Source organism: Viridibacillus sp. NPDC096237 (genome assembly GCF_050278625.1).
Lineage (GTDB): Bacteria > Bacillota > Bacilli > Bacillales_A > Planococcaceae > Viridibacillus.
Genome location: NZ_JBNNTI010000011.1, coordinates 53650 through 74835, shown reverse-complemented (window position 1 = coordinate 74835; position 21186 = coordinate 53650). Strand labels below are relative to the sequence as shown.

At 37.8% G+C, this 21186-nt stretch carries 17 protein-coding genes and 1 riboswitch; of the genes, 14 read left to right on the top strand and 3 right to left on the bottom strand.

The features are described from left to right. The first annotated feature begins 27 nt into the window (after positions 1 to 27). Entirely contained in the window at positions 28 to 768 is a 741-nt protein-coding gene (locus ACQKMD_RS08865; RefSeq protein WP_427751257.1) for a lipoprotein BA_5634 family protein, read from the top strand. Between the two features lie 335 nt (positions 769 to 1103). Next, a complete protein-coding gene (locus tag ACQKMD_RS08860) occupies positions 1104 to 1991 on the top strand; it encodes a 5'-3' exonuclease (protein ID WP_427751255.1) in 888 nt (295 codons plus the stop codon). Here the strand turns inward: ACQKMD_RS08860 and ACQKMD_RS08855 are convergent. Both ACQKMD_RS08855 and ACQKMD_RS08850 read right to left on the bottom strand, forming a co-directional pair. Next, positions 1974 to 2495, bottom strand: a complete 522-nt coding sequence (locus tag ACQKMD_RS08855) for a C39 family peptidase (protein ID WP_427751253.1) — start codon at positions 2493 to 2495, stop codon at positions 1974 to 1976. The two genes, ACQKMD_RS08860 and ACQKMD_RS08855, sit on opposite strands and share 18 nt — an antisense overlap. Positions 2496 to 3329: 834 nt before the next feature. Continuing rightward, complete coding sequence (locus ACQKMD_RS08850; RefSeq protein ID WP_427751251.1) at positions 3330 to 3656, bottom strand: thioredoxin family protein; 327 nt, start codon at positions 3654 to 3656, stop codon at positions 3330 to 3332. Positions 3657 to 3913: 257 nt separating this feature from the next. On the opposite strand from ACQKMD_RS08850, the gene ACQKMD_RS08845 reads away from it, so the two are divergent. The 11 genes from ACQKMD_RS08845 to ACQKMD_RS08795 all read left to right on the top strand — a co-directional run bounded on the left by ACQKMD_RS08845 (position 3914) and on the right by ACQKMD_RS08795 (position 15231). Continuing rightward, positions 3914 to 6298 (top strand): 3-hydroxyacyl-CoA dehydrogenase NAD-binding domain-containing protein, encoded by a 2385-nt coding sequence (locus ACQKMD_RS08845; protein ID WP_427751249.1) that lies wholly within the window; start codon positions 3914 to 3916, stop codon positions 6296 to 6298. 31 nt (positions 6299 to 6329) lie between these two features. Then, positions 6330 to 7502: an acetyl-CoA C-acetyltransferase gene (locus ACQKMD_RS08840; RefSeq protein WP_427751247.1), complete on the top strand. Its 1173-nt coding sequence runs from the start codon at positions 6330 to 6332 to the stop codon at positions 7500 to 7502. 27 nt (positions 7503 to 7529) lie between these two features. Further along, a complete protein-coding gene (locus tag ACQKMD_RS08835) occupies positions 7530 to 9314 on the top strand; it encodes an acyl-CoA dehydrogenase family protein (RefSeq protein WP_427751245.1) in 1785 nt (594 codons plus the stop codon). Between the two features lie 107 nt (positions 9315 to 9421). Next, positions 9422 to 9778: an arsenate reductase family protein gene (locus ACQKMD_RS08830; RefSeq protein ID WP_427751243.1), complete on the top strand. Its 357-nt coding sequence runs from the start codon at positions 9422 to 9424 to the stop codon at positions 9776 to 9778. Between the two features lie 78 nt (positions 9779 to 9856). Beyond that, on the top strand, positions 9857 to 10237 hold the full coding sequence (gene gcvH / locus ACQKMD_RS08825) for a glycine cleavage system protein GcvH (RefSeq protein ID WP_427751241.1): 381 nt from the start codon (positions 9857 to 9859) through the stop codon (positions 10235 to 10237). Positions 10238 to 10316: 79 nt separating this feature from the next. Further along, positions 10317 to 10661, top strand: a complete 345-nt coding sequence (locus ACQKMD_RS08820) for a hypothetical protein (protein WP_427751239.1) — start codon at positions 10317 to 10319, stop codon at positions 10659 to 10661. Between the two features lie 11 nt (positions 10662 to 10672). Beyond that, positions 10673 to 10981 (top strand): thioredoxin family protein, encoded by a 309-nt coding sequence (locus tag ACQKMD_RS08815; RefSeq protein ID WP_427751237.1) that lies wholly within the window; start codon positions 10673 to 10675, stop codon positions 10979 to 10981. A 56-nt stretch (positions 10982 to 11037) separates the two neighbouring features. Beyond that, positions 11038 to 11144: riboswitch (SAM riboswitch) on the top strand. A 126-nt stretch (positions 11145 to 11270) separates the two neighbouring features. Continuing rightward, on the top strand, positions 11271 to 12296 hold the full coding sequence (locus ACQKMD_RS08810; protein WP_427751235.1) for a methionine ABC transporter ATP-binding protein: 1026 nt from the start codon (positions 11271 to 11273) through the stop codon (positions 12294 to 12296). Further along, entirely contained in the window at positions 12289 to 12957 is a 669-nt protein-coding gene (locus tag ACQKMD_RS08805) for a methionine ABC transporter permease (RefSeq protein WP_427751233.1), read from the top strand. Before ACQKMD_RS08810 ends, ACQKMD_RS08805 begins: the two co-directional genes overlap by 8 nt. 61 nt (positions 12958 to 13018) lie before the next feature. Continuing rightward, the gene (locus tag ACQKMD_RS08800; protein WP_427751232.1) at positions 13019 to 13825 is read left to right on the top strand and encodes a MetQ/NlpA family ABC transporter substrate-binding protein; all 807 of its coding nucleotides are present in this window, start codon (positions 13019 to 13021) and stop codon (positions 13823 to 13825) included. A gap of 236 nt (positions 13826 to 14061) precedes the next feature. Continuing rightward, positions 14062 to 15231, top strand: a complete 1170-nt coding sequence (locus tag ACQKMD_RS08795) for a dicarboxylate/amino acid:cation symporter (protein WP_427751230.1) — start codon at positions 14062 to 14064, stop codon at positions 15229 to 15231. Positions 15232 to 15619: 388 nt separating this feature from the next. Here the strand turns inward: ACQKMD_RS08795 and ACQKMD_RS08790 are convergent, their stop codons facing one another. Next, positions 15620 to 16522 carry a LysR family transcriptional regulator gene (locus ACQKMD_RS08790; RefSeq protein ID WP_427751228.1) on the bottom strand — a complete coding sequence of 301 codons (903 nt, stop codon included), beginning with the start codon at positions 16520 to 16522 and terminating at the stop codon, positions 15620 to 15622. 123 nt (positions 16523 to 16645) lie between these two features. Between ACQKMD_RS08790 and gltB the strand changes: the two genes are divergently transcribed. Then, positions 16646 to 21169 (top strand): glutamate synthase large subunit, encoded by a 4524-nt coding sequence (gene gltB / locus ACQKMD_RS08785; protein WP_427751227.1) that lies wholly within the window; start codon positions 16646 to 16648, stop codon positions 21167 to 21169. Positions 21170 to 21186: the final 17 nt, after the last annotated feature.

The following is a 21186-nucleotide window of genomic DNA, read 5'->3' as shown; positions in this document are numbered from 1 at the left end:
AAATAATGAAAAGAAAGAGAATATAGGATGAAAAAAAGACTTGGATTATTAATAGTAGCTGGTATTTCGATTACCATGTTAGGAGCATGTTCATTATTTGGTACAAAAAACTCCCCAGCAAATGGACTTGCAATAGAGGTAGGGGAGATAAACGAACAAACAAGAAATTCTATAATAGACATATACAAAGATATAACAATATCACAAGACCTATTTAAAATGAAAGAAGGGACCATAGATAATAACAAGCTCAACATAAAGCTCCCGACAGAGTTTGGGGATGCTAGGGCGGATACTCCTAGTAATTTACTATTTATAAGCAGAACAACTGCTGAAAAAATGGACAAAAAGGGACTTATACGTGAAAGAGATAATAATGGGGGGCTCACATCTTCAGTCCCTATTGATTCGTTACCAAAAATAAAAAAAGATGAAACTATCTTATTTGCAAATAAAGAATATAAAGATTTGAAAGAAATAACATTTGATGAGAAAAAAATGAATGTTCAATATAAAGGGGATGTATGGCTATCTCCATATCGTGGTGGATCCAATGTAATCTTATTAATTGTAGATGATACATTATTTGAAGAAATAAATGGGAAAGAAAAAACAAGACAATTTCTATCCTTTAATAAATCTTTTGGGAATCTTAATTTAGCCTCTCAGGGGAAAGCACCAGAATTAACAAAGGAAGTAGATAAAGTGCTAGCGATTTTGGACAGTGAGGAAAAGAGATCCGTCGATTTTGTAAATATTACTGAATAGTAAACAAATACTTCTATATAGAGTAGAAAAAGGTAAGGGTATATTAAACGATGAATGGAAGTTCATTTATTGGTTCTTTCAAAGATGATTATTTTTAAGGACACAAATAAGGGGATCTAATTTTTTTTAGTAATATAGAAAATGAGTTGTTGCTACTAGCAAGAGAACTACACAAATGTTTTAGGTGGCATTATTATATACAATTAGAGTCTTTCTCCTCGTTAGTTATCTCTTCCCTTTTACCTATTGAATGCACAACATAATCATTCTCTCAAGATATTTGTTATAATGAATGCTTAATAGATAACAGTTAATAGATTGAGAGGATATATATAATGAATGAACAACCACATATTTTAGTAGTAGATGGAATGGCCCTGTTATTCCGTTCTTTTTTTGCAACAGCTCCAATGAACCAGTTTTTTAGAAAAGAAGACGGTACTCCGACAAATGGAGTACAAGGTTTTGCTCGTCATATTTTGACTGCGCAATCGATGATGAAACCAACACATATAGCCGTATGCTGGGATATGGGGATGCATACATTCCGTAACGATTTGTTTGATGGCTATAAAGCAAATCGTCCGAGTCCACCAGATGAATTGAAACCACAATTTGATATGGCGAAGGACGTTTCGGAAATGATTGGTTGGAAAAACTTTGGTGAAGTAGGAATGGAAGCAGACGATACAATTGGATCAATGGTTGAAAAATGGAAGAACGATGCGAAGATAACAGTTGTAAGTGGAGATAAGGATTTACTACAGTTATTAAATCCTTCAACCACAATTGCCTTAACGAAAAAAGGCTATACAGAATATAATGTCTATGATATACAACGCTTCGAAGAAGAATACGCGATTGCACCTGCATTATTTGCTGATGTCAAAGCATTTATGGGTGATTCAAGTGATGGCTATCCTGGTGTTAAAGGTATAGGTCCGAAAACCGCGTTGAACCTCATTCAAACATATGGTTCAGTTGATGGTGTATTAGCTGCTATTGATGAACTTAAACCAGCTCAACGTACTAAAATCACAGAATATGAAGAGATGTTAAAGCTTTCACATCAACTAGCAAAAATTCATACAGAAGTGCCAATTCATGCGACAATTGATGACTTATCTTTGCCATTACTAACGCAAGAAAAGCTTGATCAATTAACGTTGGATGGTTATTCACTTATTTCACGCCATGCAAAATCATTATTCCCAATCGGCTAAAGGTGTCATTTTTACAAAGCTAAGTACTTTTTGATTGGCTTTGTATGAAATTTCGCGTATTTGACTACTGCGATTTTGTCCACCATTATCATGAACAATAAGAATGACATCATTCTCAACCTCTTCAAAACCGATGAGTGGTACCCAGTGATAGGCATATGTGGGATTTAAGCAAAAATGAAATGAAAAATATTTATCAAACTTCATTGCAACGGGTCTTCCCTCGCGCAATTCAAACAAAGCATCATGTAAGCTACAGCTTTGAATAGACCAATCTGGCCCAACTAATTTTCGCATATTACGAATGAAGCGATATTTAAAAAGGCCCATTGGTGTCGTTCCAAGCTGTTTATATAGCTGATTGATGCTTTTTGTTGTTTCATGAGGTAAGAGGTAGTTCAACATGACCGCAGCGGTTGTTGGTCCACATGCAGAATTCCGAAATTTTTTAAGCACGTTATCTGCATGTTGGGATTGCCCATTTACAGGTAACTGAATGCGCATATAATTCGCCTCCATAAAAAGAATGTATGAATATAAATGAGTCTATTAGAAAAAAATATTGTTTTTTTATATTATTATTGCACGTCGTAAGCATGTGATTGTTAGAACTTTTCATGAATAGAATACATAGTATATTACAATAAGAACAAGAAAAAGCGGATAGACACTAACTTGCTTTCCATTTTTGAACTTGCCAAGTACAATTGACGAGTTTCTTTAAATTCACAGTAGCAAAGGCAAGCATCTCCTGCATGGATACTTTTTAAGACATTTTAAGGTTGGTCACCGCATCCTCAATTTTTCCCCTAAGATGTTCTTGGGTACTAGTTGATACAAAGCAATATTTTCAATTTGATTTCTTTCAAGATTTTTTTATTGTCACTATTTTTTATCGTTTTAAAAGATTTGTTTATATTATATCTGCAGTTGCAGTCCAAGACCCTGCAGGAGCTTAGCGACAAAGCGACTTGGCGCCCGCCCGAGGAAAGCGTCCATTGTAGCGGAAATCAACGGCCTTATCTATTTTTTTTAAAAAGACCGTAGATAAATTCGAATTTCTTCGACTTGATCTCGTCATCATTTTTTCATCGCCTCAAGAGATTTGTTTATATTACATGTGTAGTTGAATGGAGCGAAGGTGGCGACTCCTGCGAGAAAAGCGGGACAGTCCAAGACCCTGCAGGAGCGTAGCGACGAAGCGACTTGGCGCCCGCCCGAGGAAAGCGTCCACCGTAGCGGAAATCAACGGTTTTATCTATTTATTTTTTAAAAGAAAAAGACTGTAGACAAACTCGAAATTCTTCGAGTTGTCTACAGTCTATCCGTTAAACAATGTTACGCTTTTTCCTTTTGAGCTTCTAAAAACTCAGTTACTTGAGCTGGTGATTTAGCATTTGCACTGTGAAGGTGAGCTAATTTTACGCCCTCTTTGAAGATCAGTAAGCTAGGAATTCCCATAACATCATACTTTTCAGCAAGTTCTGGAAGCTCATCGCGATTTAATTCATACCAATCATATTGATTGTATTCTTCGATAATAGGATCGATGAACATATCCATGCGTGTGCAGTCAGGGCACCATCCAGCGTGGAATTTTACGATCACAGGTTTTGTTGTTGCAGTAGTTTCATTAAATTGTTCGATAGTTGTAATTGGTTTCATAAGTAAATCCCTCCTATTGAAATAGTGTACACGTTTTTTGTGAGCCCTGAAAGAAACTTGTTTTAAAAAATGTGAGTATCGCATGCTAAAAGGAATTTATATAAAATTTAATCCATATTTTTGTATTTTTGTGAATTTGATTATTGCGAAAACATAGAAAATAGTCTACACTTATAAGCAGATAAGGAAGTTTTATTTTTTTTACTCATAAAATGAATGAACATTCATTCAAAAATGGGGAAAGGGAGGATTTGCTCATGGCTTATCAAATTAAGAAGGCAGCTGTATTAGGTTCGGGGGTAATGGGTTCGGGAATCGCAGCCCATTTAGCAAATATCGGTATTCCAACAATTTTGCTTGATATCGTGCCAAAGGAATTAACGAAAGATGAAGAAGTGAAGGGGCTTACTTTAGACAGTCCGGTCGTTCGTAATAGATTTGCAGCAACTGCATTACAAAAGCTTTTAAAACAAAAACCTGCACCGTTAACTACTAAGAAAAACTTAGAGTTATTATCAGTAGGGAATTTTGAAGATGATCTTGAGAAGCTAAAAGAAGTGGATTGGATCATAGAAGTTGTCGTTGAAAATTTGGCAATTAAAAAGAATTTATATGAAAAAATTGATACAGTACGGAAGCCGGGTACAATTATTAGTTCAAACACATCTGGTATTAGTATTGATGCAATGGCTGAAGGTCGTTCTGAGGACTTCCAAAAGCATTTCCTAGGCACTCATTTCTTCAATCCACCACGTTATTTGAAACTGCTTGAAGTAATTCCGGCGAAGAATACTTGCCCTAATGTAGTGTCATTTATGAAGGAGTTTGGAGAAGATAAACTAGGAAAGGGTGTCGTTCTAGCTAAAGACACACCAAATTTCATAGCTAATCGAATTGGTACATATGGCTTGCTCGTAACTCTTCGCGAAATGCAAGAGCGTGGTTACTCGGTTGGCGAAGTAGATTCTGTGACAGGTCCTTTAATCGGTCGTCCAAAATCAGCAACACTTCGTACATTAGATGTTGTTGGCTTAGATACTTTCGTCCACGTAGCCAAAAATGTCTATGACCAAACAACAGGTGAAGAACAACAAGTATTTGAAGTACCAGCTTATGTTCAGAAAATGGTTGATAGTGGATGGATTGGAGCAAAGTCGGGTCAAGGATTCTTCCTTAAAAAAGGAAAAGAAATATTAGAGTTAAATACAGATACATTTGAATATGAACCAGTGAAGAAACTCCGCACACCTTCAACTGAAATGGCAAAGCAGCAAAAAGGATTAGCAGCGAAAGTAAAATTGTTAACCTATGCTGATGACCGTACAGGCGAATTATTGTGGAATGTGCTAGCACCAACGTTACTTTACTCAGCGCAACTTCACGGTGAAATTGCCGATGATATTGTTTCAATTGATAATGCCATGAAATGGGGCTTCGGTTGGGCACAAGGACCATTCGAAATTTGGGATGCAATAGGTGTCAAGAAATCAGTTGAGAAGATGACTGCTGAAGGTAAAGAGATTCCTAGTTTTGTAGAAGGATTACTAGCAAAAGGCTATGAAACTTTTTATAAAGAACTAGAAGATGGGTTAGCTTACTTCGACGGGGAAGATTACAAGCTTGTACCAGTCAATGAAAAAGCAATCGATTTAAAGCGTTATAAGAAAAAACACGGTGTTATTAAATCGAATTCAGGTGCGAGTTTAATCGATATGGGTGATGGTATTGCATTACTTGAATTCCATTCGCAAGCAAACGCCATTGGATTAGATGTTATACAAATGATTAACTACGCTATTGATGAGGTAGAAGCAAATTACAAGGGGCTTGTTATTGGTAACCAAGGGAAGAACTTCTGCGTGGGTGCTAATTTAGGGATGATTCTTATGGAAGCCCAAGATGACAATATTTTCGAACTAGATTTCACGATACGTGGTTTCCAAGATGCGATGACTAAAATTAAGTATAGTTCAAAGCCAGTAGTAGCAGCACCATTTGCGATGACGCTTGGTGGCGGTTCGGAAGTATGTTTACCAGTAGCTCATATTCAAGCAACTATGGAAACATATATGGGGCTTGTGGAAGTAGGCGTAGGTCTAATTCCTGGCGGTGGCGGTAATAAAGAGTTGTACATGAAGCATTTAAAAGGGTTACCAAATGGAGTACAAATCGATTATCAAAATATTGCAAACAAAGTATTCGAATCTATCGCAATGGCGAAAGTTTCAACATCTGCTGAGGAAGCAAGAGAAAATAACTTCTTAAACTTTGCAGATGGTATTAGTGTTAACCCTGATCACCAACTGTATGATGCAAAACTAGCAGCATTGGCACTATATGAAGGTGGCTATACTGCACCAATTAGAACGAAGGTGCCAGTTGTAGGTGAAACAGGCTATGCAACATTATTATTGGGTGCCCAAGGGATGTACCAATCAGGTTTCATTAGTGAACATGATTTGAAAATCGCGAAAAAGCTTGCCTATGTTATTGCAGGTGGCAAAGTTCCATACGGCACATTGGTGGATGAACAATACTTACTAGATTTAGAGCGTGAAGCGTTCTTAAGCCTTGTTGCAGAGCCGAAATCTCAAGCTAGAATGCAACATATGTTAGTGAAAGGAAAACCACTTCGCAACTAATTTTAGAGAAGTGATTAAGGGGGAATCTACTATGCGTGAAGCTGTTATTGTAGCAGGTGCAAGAACACCTATTGGAAAAGCGAAAAAAGGATCTTTAGCAACTATACGTCCTGATGATCTTGGAGCATTAGTTGTGAAAGAGACATTGCAAAGAGCTGGATATGAAGGGGACATAGATGATTTAATTCTTGGATGCGCTATGCCTGAAGCAGAACAAGGGATGAATATCGCGCGTAATATCGGAGCACTTGCTGGATTACCAGATACTACTCCAGCTGTAACAGTAAATCGCTTCTGTTCATCTGGTTTACAATCAATTGCTTATGCCGCGGAACGTATTATGCTTGGTCATTCAAAAGCTATTATTGCAGGTGGTATTGAGTCGATGAGTTTAGTGCCTATGATGGGTAACGTGATTAGACCTAATGCGACTTTGGCAGAAACTGCCCCACAATACTATATGGGGATGGGACACACAGCTGAAGAAGTAGCGAAGAAATATGATGTAAGTCGTGAAGATCAAGATGCCTTCGCTGTACGTTCTCATGAACTAGCTGCAAAAGCAATTCAAGAAGGTAAATTCGTCGATGAAATCGTGCCGGTGGAAGTCGTGCAACGATACGTAGACGCAGGGAACAATTTACAAGAGAGAAAATTCACTTTTGATATGGATGAGGGTGTACGTGTTGGTACATCTCAAGAAACACTTGCGAAATTACGCCCAGCGTTTTCAGTAACTGGAAGTGTGACAGCAGGAAATGCTTCGCAAACTTCAGACGGTGCAGCTGCAGTGCTTGTTATGGATCGTGCAGAGGCTGAAGAACAAGGCTTAAAGCCGATGGCGAAATTTTTATCCTTTGCTGTAGGTGGAGTGCCTCCTGAAATTATGGGTATTGGACCAACGGTTGCTGTACCAAAGGCGCTGGAAATTGCAGGACTATCTATTGAAGATATCGATCTTTGGGAAATTAACGAAGCATTTGCTTCACAATCAATTCAAGTGGTGCGCGAACTTGGGATAGACCTTGAAAAAGTAAATGTCAATGGTGGTGCTATTGCATTAGGGCATCCGCTTGGCGCTACAGGTTCCATCTTAACGCTAAAGTTAATCCATGAGTTAAAACGACAAGGTAAAAAGTACGGTGTAGTAACAATGTGTATTGGTGGCGGTATGGGAGCTGCTGGCGTATTTGAAATTTTATAAATAACACACAAAAGGGGATGTATTAGTATGACAGAAAAAACAATGAATATCATTAAAGGTGGTAGCTTTTTAACTGAAGATGTGGAACTAGATCGAGTATTTACACCAGAAGATTTCACTGAAGAGCATAAAATGATTGCTAAAACGGCAGAAGACTATGTGCAAAACGAGGTATTGCCAGTCGTTGAGAATTTAGAAAACCATGAGTTTGAGCATTCAGTTCGATTATTGAAAAAAGCTGGTGAACTTGGTCTTTTAGCTGCAGATGTACCTGAAGAATATGAAGGGCTCGGTTTAGATAAAGTAACATCTGCATTAATCGCTGAGAAAATGTCAGTTGCGGGCGGTTTCTCTATTACACATGGTGCACATGTTGGGATTGGTTCATTACCAATCGTATTATTCGGTAATGAAGAGCAAAAACAACAGTACTTACCTAAGCTTGCATCAGGTGAGTTAATCGCTGCTTATGCATTAACAGAACCGGGTTCAGGTTCAGATGCGTTAGGTGCCAAAACAGTTGCAAAATTAAACGCAGAAGGCACACATTATGTATTAAATGGCGAAAAGCAATGGATTACAAACGCTGGTTTTGCGGATGTATTCGTCGTATATGCGAAAATAGATGGCGATAAATTTTCAGCATTCATAGTAGAACGCGAATACCCAGGTGTATCTGTCGGTGCTGAAGAGAAGAAAATGGGAATTAAATCTTCTTCAACTCGCACGCTAATTTTAGAAGACGCACAAGTGCCAGTCGAAAACTTACTTGGAGAAGTAGGTCGTGGTCACATCATTGCATTCAACATATTGAACATCGGTCGTTACAAGTTAGGTGTTGGTTCAATTGGTGCATCGAAACGTGCACTAGAATTAGCAATTTCGTATACAAACCAACGTCAACAATTTAAAACACCGATTTCATCTTTCAATTTAACAAAAGAGAAATTATCAACAATGGCTTCTAAGCTTTACGCTACTGAAAGTTTAATCTACCGTACAGTAGGATATTTTGAAGATCGTATGGGTCAATTAAGTGAAGAAGAACAAAAAGATGGTAAAGCAATTGCAGCTTCAATTGCAGAATATGCAATTGAATGTTCTATCAATAAGGTTTTTGGTTCAGAAACACTTGACTACATCGCCGATGAAGCGGTGCAATTACATGGTGGATATGGTTTCATGCAGGAGTATGAAGTAGAGCGCATTTATCGTGACTCACGTATTAACCGAATTTTCGAAGGAACAAACGAAATTAACCGCTTCATCATTCCAGGTACATTTTTGAAGAGAGCAATGAAAGGTGAGCTACCATTATTGCAACAAGCAACGAGCCTACAACAAGAATTATTAATGCTAATGCCTGAAGAAATCAGCGATGAACCATTAGCACAAGAAAAATATCTTGTAAAAAATGCGAAGAAAATTGCCTTATTAGCTGCCGGTCTTGCTGCACAAAAATATGGTCCAAAATTAGATGCTGAGCAAGAATTGCTAGTGAACATTGCGAATATCGCTAACCAATTATTTGCAATGGAGTCTACTGTATTACGTACAGAAAAAGCTATTGCTCGTGATGGATTAGATAAAGCAAGCCAAAAACTACTATACACTCAAATCTTCTGTCAGGAAGCATTTGAAGAAATCGAAAAAGAAGCAAAAGAAACAATCATTACAGCTGTAGACGGCGACAACGCTCGAATGATGCTTTCTGCTCTTCGTAAACTAACTCGTAATAACCCGTACAATGTTATTGCGAAAAAACGTGAAGCTTCAGTTAAACTTATTGAAGCAGAAAAATTTGTTGTCTAAAATAAGCTAGATGAAAATCCGAACACAAAATTGTGTTCGGATTTCTTGCTTGTAGGCTATACTCCCACTACAATAGAATTAAATAGTTTGGAAAAAGGAGCATGTATATGTCTATTTTATTGATTCAATATCCAAAATGTACAACTTGTCGTAAAGCAAAAGCATGGTTAGAAGAAAATGGGGTAAACTATACAGCGAAGCATATCGTTGAAGAAACACCTTCTAAAGAGGAATTAAAACAGTATTTAGATGCAAGTGGTTTACCGCTGAAGAAATTTTTTAATACTTCAGGAATAAAATATAGAGAGTTACAATTGAAAGATCGTCTTGCTGATATGTCGGAAGATGAGCAATTAGAATTGCTTGCTTCAGATGGTATGTTAATTAAGCGTCCGATTGTTACAGACGGTAAAAAAGTAACGTTAGGTTTTAAAGAATCAGACTTTGAAGAGACGTGGAAATAACACAGACATATGCTTGTTTTTACACTGGAAATATGTCAAACTTAAAGTGAATGTAATTACATATTTGGAGGGGTATTCATGAGCACACCAAAAGACTTACGCTATTCTGAAGAACATGAATGGGTAAAAACTGAAGACGGAAAAGTACGTATCGGTATTACACATTTCGCACAATCAGAACTAGGCGATATCGTTTTCGTTGAACTTCCACAAGTTGGAGATGAATTAGTAGCAGACGAGCCATTCGGCAGTGTAGAATCTGTAAAAACTGTATCTGAACTTTACGCACCGATTTCCGGTAAAGTAGTTGAAATTAACGAAGACCTAGAAGAGAGCCCAGAGTTCGTTAACGAATCTCCATATGAAAAAGCATGGATGGTTGTTGTTGAACCAGCAGATAACGCTCAAATTGATGCATTATTAACTGCTGAACAATACGAAGCAATTATCGAAGAATAAGATTCAAAAACGCCGTGCATTTGCTCGGCGTTTTTTTAAACTTAGTAAGCGGCAAAAAGTATTTGTTAGGAGGGTATATATGACTTTTAACAAGCTGATTATCGTAGAAGGGCGCCAAGATAAGTTGAAAATTGCGCCAATACTAGCAGAGGATATTCCGATAATATGTACGAATGGAACAGTTAGTGCAAGTCGATTAGAAGAGATCTTGGCACTCTATGATGATTACGAGATGTATGCATTTTTTGATGCTGACTCATCGGGTGATAAACTCCGTGCTCTTTTTAAGAGAGAGTTCCCAAATGCTCGTTATTTATACACCTCCTCTACTTATAAACAAGTAGAAGCTACTCCAAGAAGACATTTAGCTAGAATATTATTAGCTGCAAATTTTAAAGTTCATAAAGAATATCTTATAGTATAGGAATGACAAACATGGAAGAATGGTCACGTGAACAATGGGAAGAGATGATGAAAACCTCCTCTCTTGCGGCTTTTTATTTGTATACACCATTATGTGGTACATGTGCAGTTGCGTCGAAAATGATGGATGTTGTAAAGCATGTCGTAAGTGATATCCCGATTGGTAAAGCGAACTTAAATTATATACAAGATGTAGCATTTGATTATGAAATAGAAAGTGTCCCTTGCTTAATTATTTCAGAAAATGGTAAAATCCGCGATAAAATCTACGCATTTCAATCAGTACCTTATTTATTTGAGAAATTACAATTAAATGATTGACGTTAAAGTAATAGCGTGATAAAGTAGCAATCATAACTAATTAAATATTGTCGTTACTCTTATTTAGAGAGGTGGAGGGAAGTGCCCGATGAAGCCCGGCAACCGTCATATTTATATGGCACGGTGCCAAATCACACAAAGTATTTACTTTGGAAGATGAGAGAACGGTTTTACGTATATAGTATTGCGTTGAACCCTTCTGTTAATCTGCAGAAGGGTTTTTTAAATTTCAAAAAGATGCCATTAGAAAGTGCATACTTTTTAGTTTTAAAATAAAGGTGGTATGACAGTGATTAAGTTAGAAAATGTAATGAAAAAATATAAAACCGCTAACGGAGAGTTAACTGCTGTCAAAGATGTGAATTTATCTGTTGAAAACGGAGAAATATTCGGCATTATTGGATACAGTGGAGCGGGCAAGAGTACGCTCATTCGTTTATTAAATGGTTTGGAGCAACCGACATCCGGTAAAGTTGTTGTAAATGGCCAGGAAGTTTCATCGATTAAAGGAATTGCGTTACGTAATGCACGTCAAAAAATCAGTATGATCTTCCAACATTTCAATTTACTTTGGTCACGCACTGTAGAAGAAAATATAGCATTTCCATTAGAAATTGCAGGTTTATCTAAAGCTGAGAGTCAAAAGAAGGTATTAGAGCTTATTGAATTAGTTGGTTTAAAAGGAAGAGAGAAAGCATATCCTTCTCAACTATCAGGTGGTCAAAAGCAACGTGTTGGTATTGCAAGAGCATTAGCTAATAATCCAGAAGTATTGCTTTGTGATGAAGCGACTTCAGCGCTTGATCCTGAAACAACGGATTCAATTTTAGATTTACTAGTAGATATCAATGAAAAATTGGGTTTAACAATTGTGCTTATCACACATGAGATGCATGTAATTCGTAAAATTTGTCATCGTGTGGCTGTGATGGAAGCAGGACAAGTCGTAGAAAACGGTGATGTTCTAGAAGTATTCCAATCACCACAAGCAGATGTTACAAAACGCTTTGTATCTCAAATTACTGACACAAACGAGCGTAAAGAATCAATTGGACAAATTATTGAAAACTACCCATCAGGAACACTTGTGAAATTAACTTTTGTAGGCTCTTCAACTGGCCAGCCAGTTATTTCACATTTAAGTCGTGAACTTAATCTGGACTTGAATATTGTCCATGGGAATATTTCGCAAACGAAGAGTGGTCCATATGGTACGCTCATCGTACAGCTAGATGGTAATAAGGATAATGTACAAAAAGCAGTGACATATATGAATGAACATGGAGTAAAAACGGAGGTGATCGAAAATGCTTAATGATCTCTTTCCGAATGTAGATTGGGTGAAAATGTGGGAAGCAACAATAGAAACACTATATATGACAAGTGTTGCTACAGTTTTCACATTCGTAATTGGTTTAGCTTTAGGTATTTTGCTGTTTTTGACAAGCCCTCAACAATTATGGGCAAATAAATTAGTCAGTTGGTTAACAGGTTCGCTTGTGAATATTTTCCGCTCGATTCCTTTCATTATTTTAGTAATTTTATTAATTCCATTTACGAAGCTTTTACTAGGCTCAATTCGTGGTCCAAATGCAGCTTTACCGGCATTAATCATTGGAGCAGCTCCATTTTATGCGCGTATGGTTTTAATAGCGTTGAAAGAAATTGATAAAGGTGTCATTGAAGCGGCACGTTCAATGGGTGCAAAGACGTCTACAATTATCGGTAAGGTACTAATACCAGAATCTTTACCAGCTTTAGTTTCGGGTATTACTGTAACTGCTATTGCGCTTGTTGGTTACACAGCAATGGCAGGTGTTATTGGGGCAGGTGGTCTTGGGACCTTAGCGTTCTTGGACGGTTTCCAAAGAAGTCAAAGTGATGTAACGTTTGTTGCAACAATCCTCATACTAGTTGTCGTATTTGTTATTCAATTTATCGGCGACCTTATGACAACGAAAATAGATAAAAGATAATTGGGTTTAACGGTATAACCGATCATATATAACTAATCAGTTAAAAAGGAGAGTTAAGAACATGAAGAAACTTGTAGCAGGAATCCTAACGGGAGTACTGGCACTAAGCCTAGCAGCTTGTGGTAGTAAATCAGATGAGAAATTAAGAATTGGTGCAGCTAATGTACCGCATGCTAAAATTTTAGAAAAAGCAGCACCACTTCTTGAAAAAGAAGGTATTGATTTAGATATTCAAACATATCAAGACTTTGTTTTGCCGAACCAAGATCTAGAAAATGGCGATTTAGATGCGAATTATTTCCAACATATACCTTATTTAGACCTTGAAAATAAGAAGAAAAACTATGATTTCGTTAATGTTGGTGGAGTGCACATCGAACCAATTGGTATCTATTCTAAAAAATATAAAAAACTCGAAGATCTTCCGGAAGGAGCAACAATTCTTCTAAGTAACTCTGTAGCTGACCATGGACGTATGTTATCTTTACTTGAAGCGAAAGGCCTTATCACATTAAAAGAAGGCATAGATAAAACTGCAGCTGAAATTAAAGACGTTGCAAAGAACCCGAAAAACTTAAAATTTGATGCAAACACTGCACCTGAAATGCTTGTACAAATGTACAAAAATAACGAAGGTGACGCAGTATTAATTAACTCTAACTTCGCTATTGATGCAGGTATTAGCCCAGGAAAAGATGCAATTGCATTAGAAGATAAAAAATCTCAATACATTAATATAATTGCTGTTCGTAAAGAAGATGAGAACAACGAAAAGATTAAAAAACTAGTTAAAGTTCTTCATTCAAAAGAAATGCAAGACTATATATTAAAAGAATGGAATGGGGATATCGTTCCTGTTTCTGAATAAGAACTAACTGAAACACCCAAGCTGAATCTGCTTGGGTGTTTTTTATATACTTAAGGGATTCTATAGAATAAATAGTGTAAACCTCGTTATTACTTAATTATTACGTTTTAATTATAATTATCAGAAAATACTAAATCTTTTGGATTATTAATATACTATTCACTTTAATAAGTGGGTGTGATAAAGTGTGCTTATGCTTTTAGAAGAGACATATGTATTTATGAGGAGGACAATTTATGAAGATTAAGTTTGGTTTACTCCCGCAAATTATTGTAGCGATAATATTGGCGGCTTTACTTGGGACTATCATGCCGAAAGATGGCGTTAGAATATTTGCAACATTCAATGGCTTATTCGGGAATTTTTTAAACTTCGTCGTACCGTTATTAATCGTCGCGTTTATTGCACCTGGAATTGCACAATTAGGTAAAGGTTCAGGAAAGTTATTAGGATTAGCAACTTTCTTTGCGTACTTCTCTACTTTAATCGCTGGATTCTTTGCATTCTTCATAGCTTCAAATATTCTACCTAAGTTAATTTCAACTTCGGGTAGTGAGCAATTTGCTAACCCAGAGGAATCTTTGGCGAAAACATTCGTAGTAATTGATATGCCTCCATTGATGGGGGTTATGACGGCTTTATTACTAGCTTTCATCCTTGGTATCGGTATGGCAGCTATTAATAGTGAAGTTATGAAAAAATTCTTTGATGAATTTAATTTAATAATTGATAAAGTGATTTCGAAAATTATTATACCACTATTACCATTCCATATTTTTGGTATTTTCTTAAATATGACTTTTGCTGGTCAAGTAGCAAAAATCCTTTCAGTATTTGCACTAGTATTTTTATTAATCATTTTAATGCATATATGTATTTTAGTTTTACAATATGTAGTGGCAGGTGCCGTTAATAAAAAAAATCCGTTCTATCTATTAAAAACAATGGCACCTGCATACTTCACAGCTCTTGGAACACAGTCATCAGCTGCTACGATTCCGGTAACATTAAAGCAAGCACGTAAAGCAGGTGCTTCAGAACGAGTGACAGGATTTACAGTTCCGTTATTTGCAACAATTCACTTATCGGGTAGTACAATTACGCTAACAACATGTTCAATTGCCGTAATGATGTTAAATAATCATGCCTATACTTTAACTGAAATGATACCTTTCATCTTCATGTTAGGTGTAGTAATGGTTGCAGCACCTGGTGTACCGGGAGGGGCAGTAATGGCAGCTACAGGAATTCTTCAATCAATGTTAGGTTTTGATGAGACTATGGTTGCGTTAATGATTGCTTTATATCTTGCGCAAGATAGTTTTGGTACTGCAACAAACGTAACAGGTGACGGTGCACTTTCAATGATCGTTGACCGCTTTAGTATAAAGAGCAAGCATAGTTAGAAAATAAATAAGTTCTATAAAAAGGCCTTCGGAATAATGAGGGCACTGAAAAACTTATGTTTTTAAAATGTAATGTTCTTCAATAGTAAACACCGGCACTTTTCGTTCGATTTTGAACAGAAAGTGCTGGTGTTTTTTGTATTTCCCTTATTCTTCATTTAATAGCTTCAAGATACGTTTCAAATTCACCGCAAATAATGTTGTAGCTCCTTGGGGAACTCGAACATCTTGAGACCCCGCAGGAGTGTTAGCGACGAGGAGGCTCAAGGTTCGTCCCCAGGAAAGCGTCCGCCGGAACGGAAATTAACGGCATCGAAGAGAAAGCCATGGCTAAAATTTATTTTATGGACTTTTTCAGTGCCCTAGGAATAATTCTGAGGCCTTTTTGTTATTTAAATTGAGTTAACAATGAGAAGAAGTTATTAACAAAGCTTAAGAAAACTTGTTCAGAAGGAGCTAGATCACGATTAGTAGGTGCAATAATACCGACTGTTCTGGTGAATTCTGGTGATACTAGCGGTAACTTTACAGTTCGCCTAGGAGTGGAATCATAAAAGGCACTTTCAGGTAATAAGCTTATACCGATTCCTGCAGCTACTAAACCTTTTAAAGCATCCATATCTTCGCCTTCTGAAGTAATTTTTGGTGTGAAACCAACAGATTTACAAGCTTCAACAGCTACTTTATTAAGAATATAATCTTCGGGGAAAAGAACAAAATCTTCATTCCGTAGATCAGATAAATGAATGGATTCCTTTTGGGCTAAAGAATGAGTAGCGGGTAATAAGGCTGCAATATTCTCTGTAAATAAGATGGTCGTATCGATGGCATCGTCTTTTTGAGGAAGTGGGCCAAGGAACGCTAGGTTTAGTTCTCTGTTTTTCACTGCATTTATTAAATATCGGTAAGAGCCTTGGCGCAGATTGAATGATACATTCGGGTGCTCCTTTTTAAATGCTGAAATGACAGTTGGCAACAAGAAACTTGCTAAACTCGTAGGAAAGCCAATTTTAATCGTCCCTTTTTCAGGATCTAAGTATTCATCGATTTGTTTTTTTGCAAAATCGATTGCTTGTAAGGCAGCAATACTATGTTCAAGAAATGTTTTACCGATTGGTGTCAGTTTTACATTTCGTCCAACTCGTTCAAACAGTTTTGTACCGAGTTCTTCTTCTAAATTGGCTATTTGGCGACTTATAGCAGATTGGGCAATATGTAAATTTTCTGCAGCTTCCGAAATATGTTCGAGCTCCGCAACTGCAACGAAATAGCGTAATTGGCGTAGTTCCATCGTATGTCATCTCCCATTCATCTGTTTTTTAGATTAATAATATATAAATTATATATTGTTTATATCTATTTGAGAATCTAAAATAAATTTAAGTCACTTTTTAAGTGAAGAGGGAGGGATTACATGACTTTTCATCAACTACCAGCAGCACAGGGATTATACTCCCCACAATTCGAGCATGATGCCTGTGGTATTGGTTTATATGCTCATTTAAAAGGAAAAGCCACGCACGACATCGTTATGAAAGGTTTAGAAATGCTATGTCGTCTGGATCATCGCGCAGGGCGAGGCAGTGACGGCAAAACGGGTGATGGCGCTGGGTTAATGGTTCAAATTCCGGATGCATTTTTCAGAGCGATTTGTACAGAGTGGATTTTACCCGAACAGGGACGCTACGGTGTCGGTATGTTATTTTTCACTCAAGACGATACAGAACGACAAGATATAGAGAATAAGATGAATGAATTGATTGCTGAGGAAGGTCAAGAATTATTAGGCTGGAGGACAGTACCAATCAACATAGACCCTTTAAGTGACACTGCTAAGGAAACAGCGCCAGTTGTTCGCCAAGTGTTTATTAAAGCGACTAATGTCAGTGATTCCCTCGCCTTCGAGCGTAAGTTGTATCTAGTTCGTAAGCAAACAGAGCACTGGGCAACAAAAAATGACAAGAAGTTTTATTGTGCTAGTTTTTCGAGTCAAACAATGGTTTTCAAAGGATTGCTGACACCTCAAGAAGTGGATGAATTTTACGTGGATTTGCAAGATGAGCGATTTGCATCAGCATTTTCATTAGTTCACTCACGTTACAGTACGAACACATTCCCGAGCTGGGAGCGTGCACATCCGAATCGCTACATTATTCACAACGGGGAAATTAATACATTACGTGGCAATATTAACTGGATGAAAGCACGTGAACAGCAATTTGTTTCAGAAGCATTTGGGGATGATTTAGAGAAGCTTCTACCAATTGTTGAACAGAGCGGTAGTGATTCGTCAATGCTTGATAACGCTTTTGAGTTTTTCGTTTTAGCAGGGCGCACGCCGGCACATACGGCAATGATGATGATACCGGAACCATGGACTGAGAATCCACATATTTCAGAAGAGAAAAAAGCGTTTTATGCGTACCATAGCTGTTTAATGGAACCTTGGGATGGGCCAACAGCGATTTGCTTTACTGATGGTAAGCAAATAGGTGCGATTTTGGATCGTAACGGTTTACGACCAGCACGCTACTATGTCACAAAGGACGACTACATCATTTTCTCATCAGAAGTTGGTGTAGTTGATATAGAGGAAGAAAATATTGCTTACAAAGAACGTTTAAGCCCGGGGAAAATGTTGCTTGTTGATTTAGAACAAGGACGGATTATTTCAGATGAAGAGTTAAAATCAGATATGGCAGAGGAAAAGCCATACACACAATGGTTAGAAGAAAACCTTGTGACGGTGAAGACGACAGAAGATCAACCTGAGGACATGATGGATTTACTATTCCGTCAAAAGGTCAATGGTTACACTTACGAAGATATTCACAAATATATCGTACCAATGGTAGCTGAGGGGAAAGACCCCCTTGGCTCAATGGGGAACGATACACCGCTCGCGGTATTATCAGATCGCCCACAATCATTATTCAATTATTTTAAACAGCTTTTTGCACAAGTGACAAATCCACCGATAGATTCGATTCGTGAGCATATTGTGACGTCTACAATGACGGTTTTAGGGGCAGAAGGTGACTTGCTACATCCAACAGCAGAAAATAGCCGTCGTATTTTATTAGAAACACCGGTTCTTACGAACAGTCAACTGCAGCAATTAATAGTAAATGATGATGAAAATTTCAAAAGTGCATTATTACACCTTTATTTTTCAGAAGAATTAGAAAATGAATTGGCTAGATTGACAAAAGATGCGGATGCAGCGATTGCTAAAGGTGCTCAACTACTCGTGTTATCAGACCGGCTTTTACATGCTGAGACACCGACTATGCCAGTGCTACTAGCTGCTAGCTGTTTACATCAGTATTTAGTGAAAACGGGAAATCGTACAAAGGTGAGTATTATTGTAGAATCTGCTGAAGTACGTGAAGTGCATCACTTTGCAACTTTAATCGGCTACGGTGTAGATGCGATTAACCCCTATTTAGCATTTGCTTCAATTTATCAAGCAATAAAAGATGGTCATTTGACACAAACATATGATGAGGCTGTGAACAAATATACAAAAGCTATCGCAGATGGTGTTGTTAAAGTTATGTCTAAAATGGGGATTTCAACAGTACAAAGTTATCGTGGTGCACAAGTTTTTGAAGCTGTGGGTATTAGTAAAGATGTGATTGCAAAATATTTTACAGGAACAGCTTCTCAATTAAGCGGCATTGATTTAGAAACAATCGGTAAAGAGGCGCTTCGTAAGCATGCTGAAGCAGTACACTCTACTGAGCAATTGTTGCAATCGGGTAGTGATTTCCAATGGAGAAGCACAGGTGAGCACCACGCCTTTAATCCAAAAACAATTCATACATTGCAATGGGCTGCGCGTAAAGGGGATATCGGTCTGTACAGACAATATGCTGAAATGGCAAATGAAGAGCGAATTGGCTTCTTACGAAATTTATTTGCATTCAAAAAAGCACAGCGTCGTATTCCCCTAGAAGAAGTAGAATCTGTTGCATCAATCGTCAAACGTTTTAAAACAGGTGCCATGTCATTTGGGTCATTAAGTCAGGAAGCGCATGAAACGTTAGCAATCGCTATGAACAGACTAGGCGGTAGAAGTAATAGTGGTGAAGGTGGGGAACACCCGAGCCGTTATGAAATCGATGCAAATGGAGATAATCGTCGAAGCGCAATTAAGCAAATTGCTTCAGGTCGTTTCGGTGTAAAGAGCCATTACTTGGTGAATGCAGATGAGCTGCAAATAAAAATGGCACAAGGGGCAAAGCCTGGTGAGGGTGGTCAGTTACCTGGCAACAAAGTATATCCATGGGTAGCGGATGTTCGTGGTTCAACTACTGGTGTAGGATTAATCTCACCTCCACCGCATCATGATATCTACTCTATTGAAGATATGGCTGAATTGATTCATGATTTGAAAAACGCTAATCGTCATGCACGTATTAGTGTGAAACTTGTTTCAAAAGCAGGGGTTGGTACAATTGCCGCTGGTGTTGCGAAAGGTGCGGCAGACGTAATAGTTGTTAGTGGATATGACGGTGGTACAGGAGCCTCACCAAAAACGAGCATTAAGCATACCGGATTACCATGGGAGCTTGGTCTTGCGGAGGCGCATCAAACACTCATGTTGAATGGTCTACGTAATCGTGTCATTTTAGAAACGGATGGTAAATTGATGACAGGAAGAGACGTCGTGATGGCGGCTCTACTCGGAGCAGAAGAGTATGGTTTTGCAACAGCGCCATTAATCGTCCTTGGTTGTGTAATGATGAGAGCGTGTCATTTAGATACATGTCCAGTTGGGGTAGCTACTCAAAATCCAGAGCTAAGAGCGAAATTTATGGGGAATGCCGATCATGTTGTTAATTTCATGCAATTTGTTGCTGAAGAAGTACGAGAGCATATGTCTATACTTGGATTCCGTTCAATGGATGAAATGATTGGCCGTACAGATGTTTTAGAAATTAGCGACCGGGCTATGAACCATTGGAAAGCTGGTCAATTAGATCTTTCGGCTTTATTGTATCAACCTAAAGGACCTCGTACTCAGCAAGTGATGCAAGATCATAAAATTGAAGAATCTCTTGATATGCGTGAAATTCTTGGCGCGGTTGAGAAAGCAATAATAGATGAAAGTCCTATTAAACTGTACTATCCGATTAAAAACACAGACCGAGTTGTTGGCACTATTATCGGGAGTGAAATATCAAAACGTTATGGTGAAAGAGGTTTAGTTGACGATACAATTTCACTTCAATTCACAGGTTCAGCTGGGCAAAGTTTCGGTGCGTTTATTCCTAGAGGAATGTCTATGTATGTAAATGGCGATGCGAATGATTACTTCGGTAAAGGGTTATCAGGAGGGAAGGTTGTCGTTTCCGCGCCAATAAAAGGCGATGTTGAGAAAAACGTCATTGCCGGAAACGTTTGTTTATACGGTGCTACGAGTGGTAAAGCATTTATCAATGGCCGTGCAGGAGAACGTTTTGCAGTCCGTAATAGTGGTGCGGATATCGTTGTTGAAGGAATAGGAGATCATGGTTGTGAGTACATGACTGGAGGCCATGTTGTTATTTTAGGTGATGTAGGTAAGAACTTTGGTGCTGGTATGTCCGGTGGTATTGCATACGTATTAGTAGAAGATGAAAAATCTTTCAAAGAAAAGTGCAACATGGAAATGATAGGATTTGAAGATTTAGAAAATGAGGAAGAAACTAAATTTGTCCGCGCATTAATTGAAGAACATATTTTGAACACAGATAGTTCAAAAGCTAAAACGCTCTTAACTGATTGGACGCAGTCTGTTGTTAAATTCTTAAAAGTTGTTCCTGCAGACTACAAGAAAATGATTGATAGTATTAGTGATTTCAAGGCTGAAGGTTTATCTGCTGCTGATGCAGCGATGAAAGCATTTTTAACTACTTCTAAAAAAAGGGAAGTAGTGCTTTCCAATAAATAATGGAGGAGGGGTTCTAG

Excerpts from the sequence above, each read along its gene's own strand:
- ACQKMD_RS08800 (WP_427751232.1), top strand. The coding sequence starts at position 13,019 with ATGAAGAAACTTGTAGCAGGAATCCTAACGGGAGTACTGGCACTAAGC.
- gltB (WP_427751227.1), top strand. The coding sequence starts at position 16,646 with ATGACTTTTCATCAACTACCAGCAGCACAGGGATTATACTCCCCACAA.
- ACQKMD_RS08820 (WP_427751239.1), top strand. The coding sequence starts at position 10,317 with ATGACTTTTAACAAGCTGATTATCGTAGAAGGGCGCCAAGATAAGTTG.
- ACQKMD_RS08860 (WP_427751255.1), top strand. The coding sequence starts at position 1,104 with ATGAATGAACAACCACATATTTTAGTAGTAGATGGAATGGCCCTGTTA.
- ACQKMD_RS08830 (WP_427751243.1), top strand. The coding sequence starts at position 9,422 with ATGTCTATTTTATTGATTCAATATCCAAAATGTACAACTTGTCGTAAA.
- ACQKMD_RS08795 (WP_427751230.1), top strand. The coding sequence starts at position 14,062 with ATGAAGATTAAGTTTGGTTTACTCCCGCAAATTATTGTAGCGATAATA.
- ACQKMD_RS08845 (WP_427751249.1), top strand. The coding sequence starts at position 3,914 with ATGGCTTATCAAATTAAGAAGGCAGCTGTATTAGGTTCGGGGGTAATG.
- ACQKMD_RS08835 (WP_427751245.1), top strand. The coding sequence starts at position 7,530 with ATGACAGAAAAAACAATGAATATCATTAAAGGTGGTAGCTTTTTAACT.
- ACQKMD_RS08850 (WP_427751251.1), bottom strand. The coding sequence starts at position 3,656 with ATGAAACCAATTACAACTATCGAACAATTTAATGAAACTACTGCAACA.
- ACQKMD_RS08865 (WP_427751257.1), top strand. The coding sequence starts at position 28 with ATGAAAAAAAGACTTGGATTATTAATAGTAGCTGGTATTTCGATTACC.
- ACQKMD_RS08840 (WP_427751247.1), top strand. The coding sequence starts at position 6,330 with ATGCGTGAAGCTGTTATTGTAGCAGGTGCAAGAACACCTATTGGAAAA.
- ACQKMD_RS08790 (WP_427751228.1), bottom strand. The coding sequence starts at position 16,522 with ATGGAACTACGCCAATTACGCTATTTCGTTGCAGTTGCGGAGCTCGAA.
- ACQKMD_RS08815 (WP_427751237.1), top strand. The coding sequence starts at position 10,673 with ATGGAAGAATGGTCACGTGAACAATGGGAAGAGATGATGAAAACCTCC.
- gcvH (WP_427751241.1), top strand. The coding sequence starts at position 9,857 with ATGAGCACACCAAAAGACTTACGCTATTCTGAAGAACATGAATGGGTA.
- ACQKMD_RS08855 (WP_427751253.1), bottom strand. The coding sequence starts at position 2,495 with ATGCGCATTCAGTTACCTGTAAATGGGCAATCCCAACATGCAGATAAC.
- ACQKMD_RS08805 (WP_427751233.1), top strand. The coding sequence starts at position 12,289 with ATGCTTAATGATCTCTTTCCGAATGTAGATTGGGTGAAAATGTGGGAA.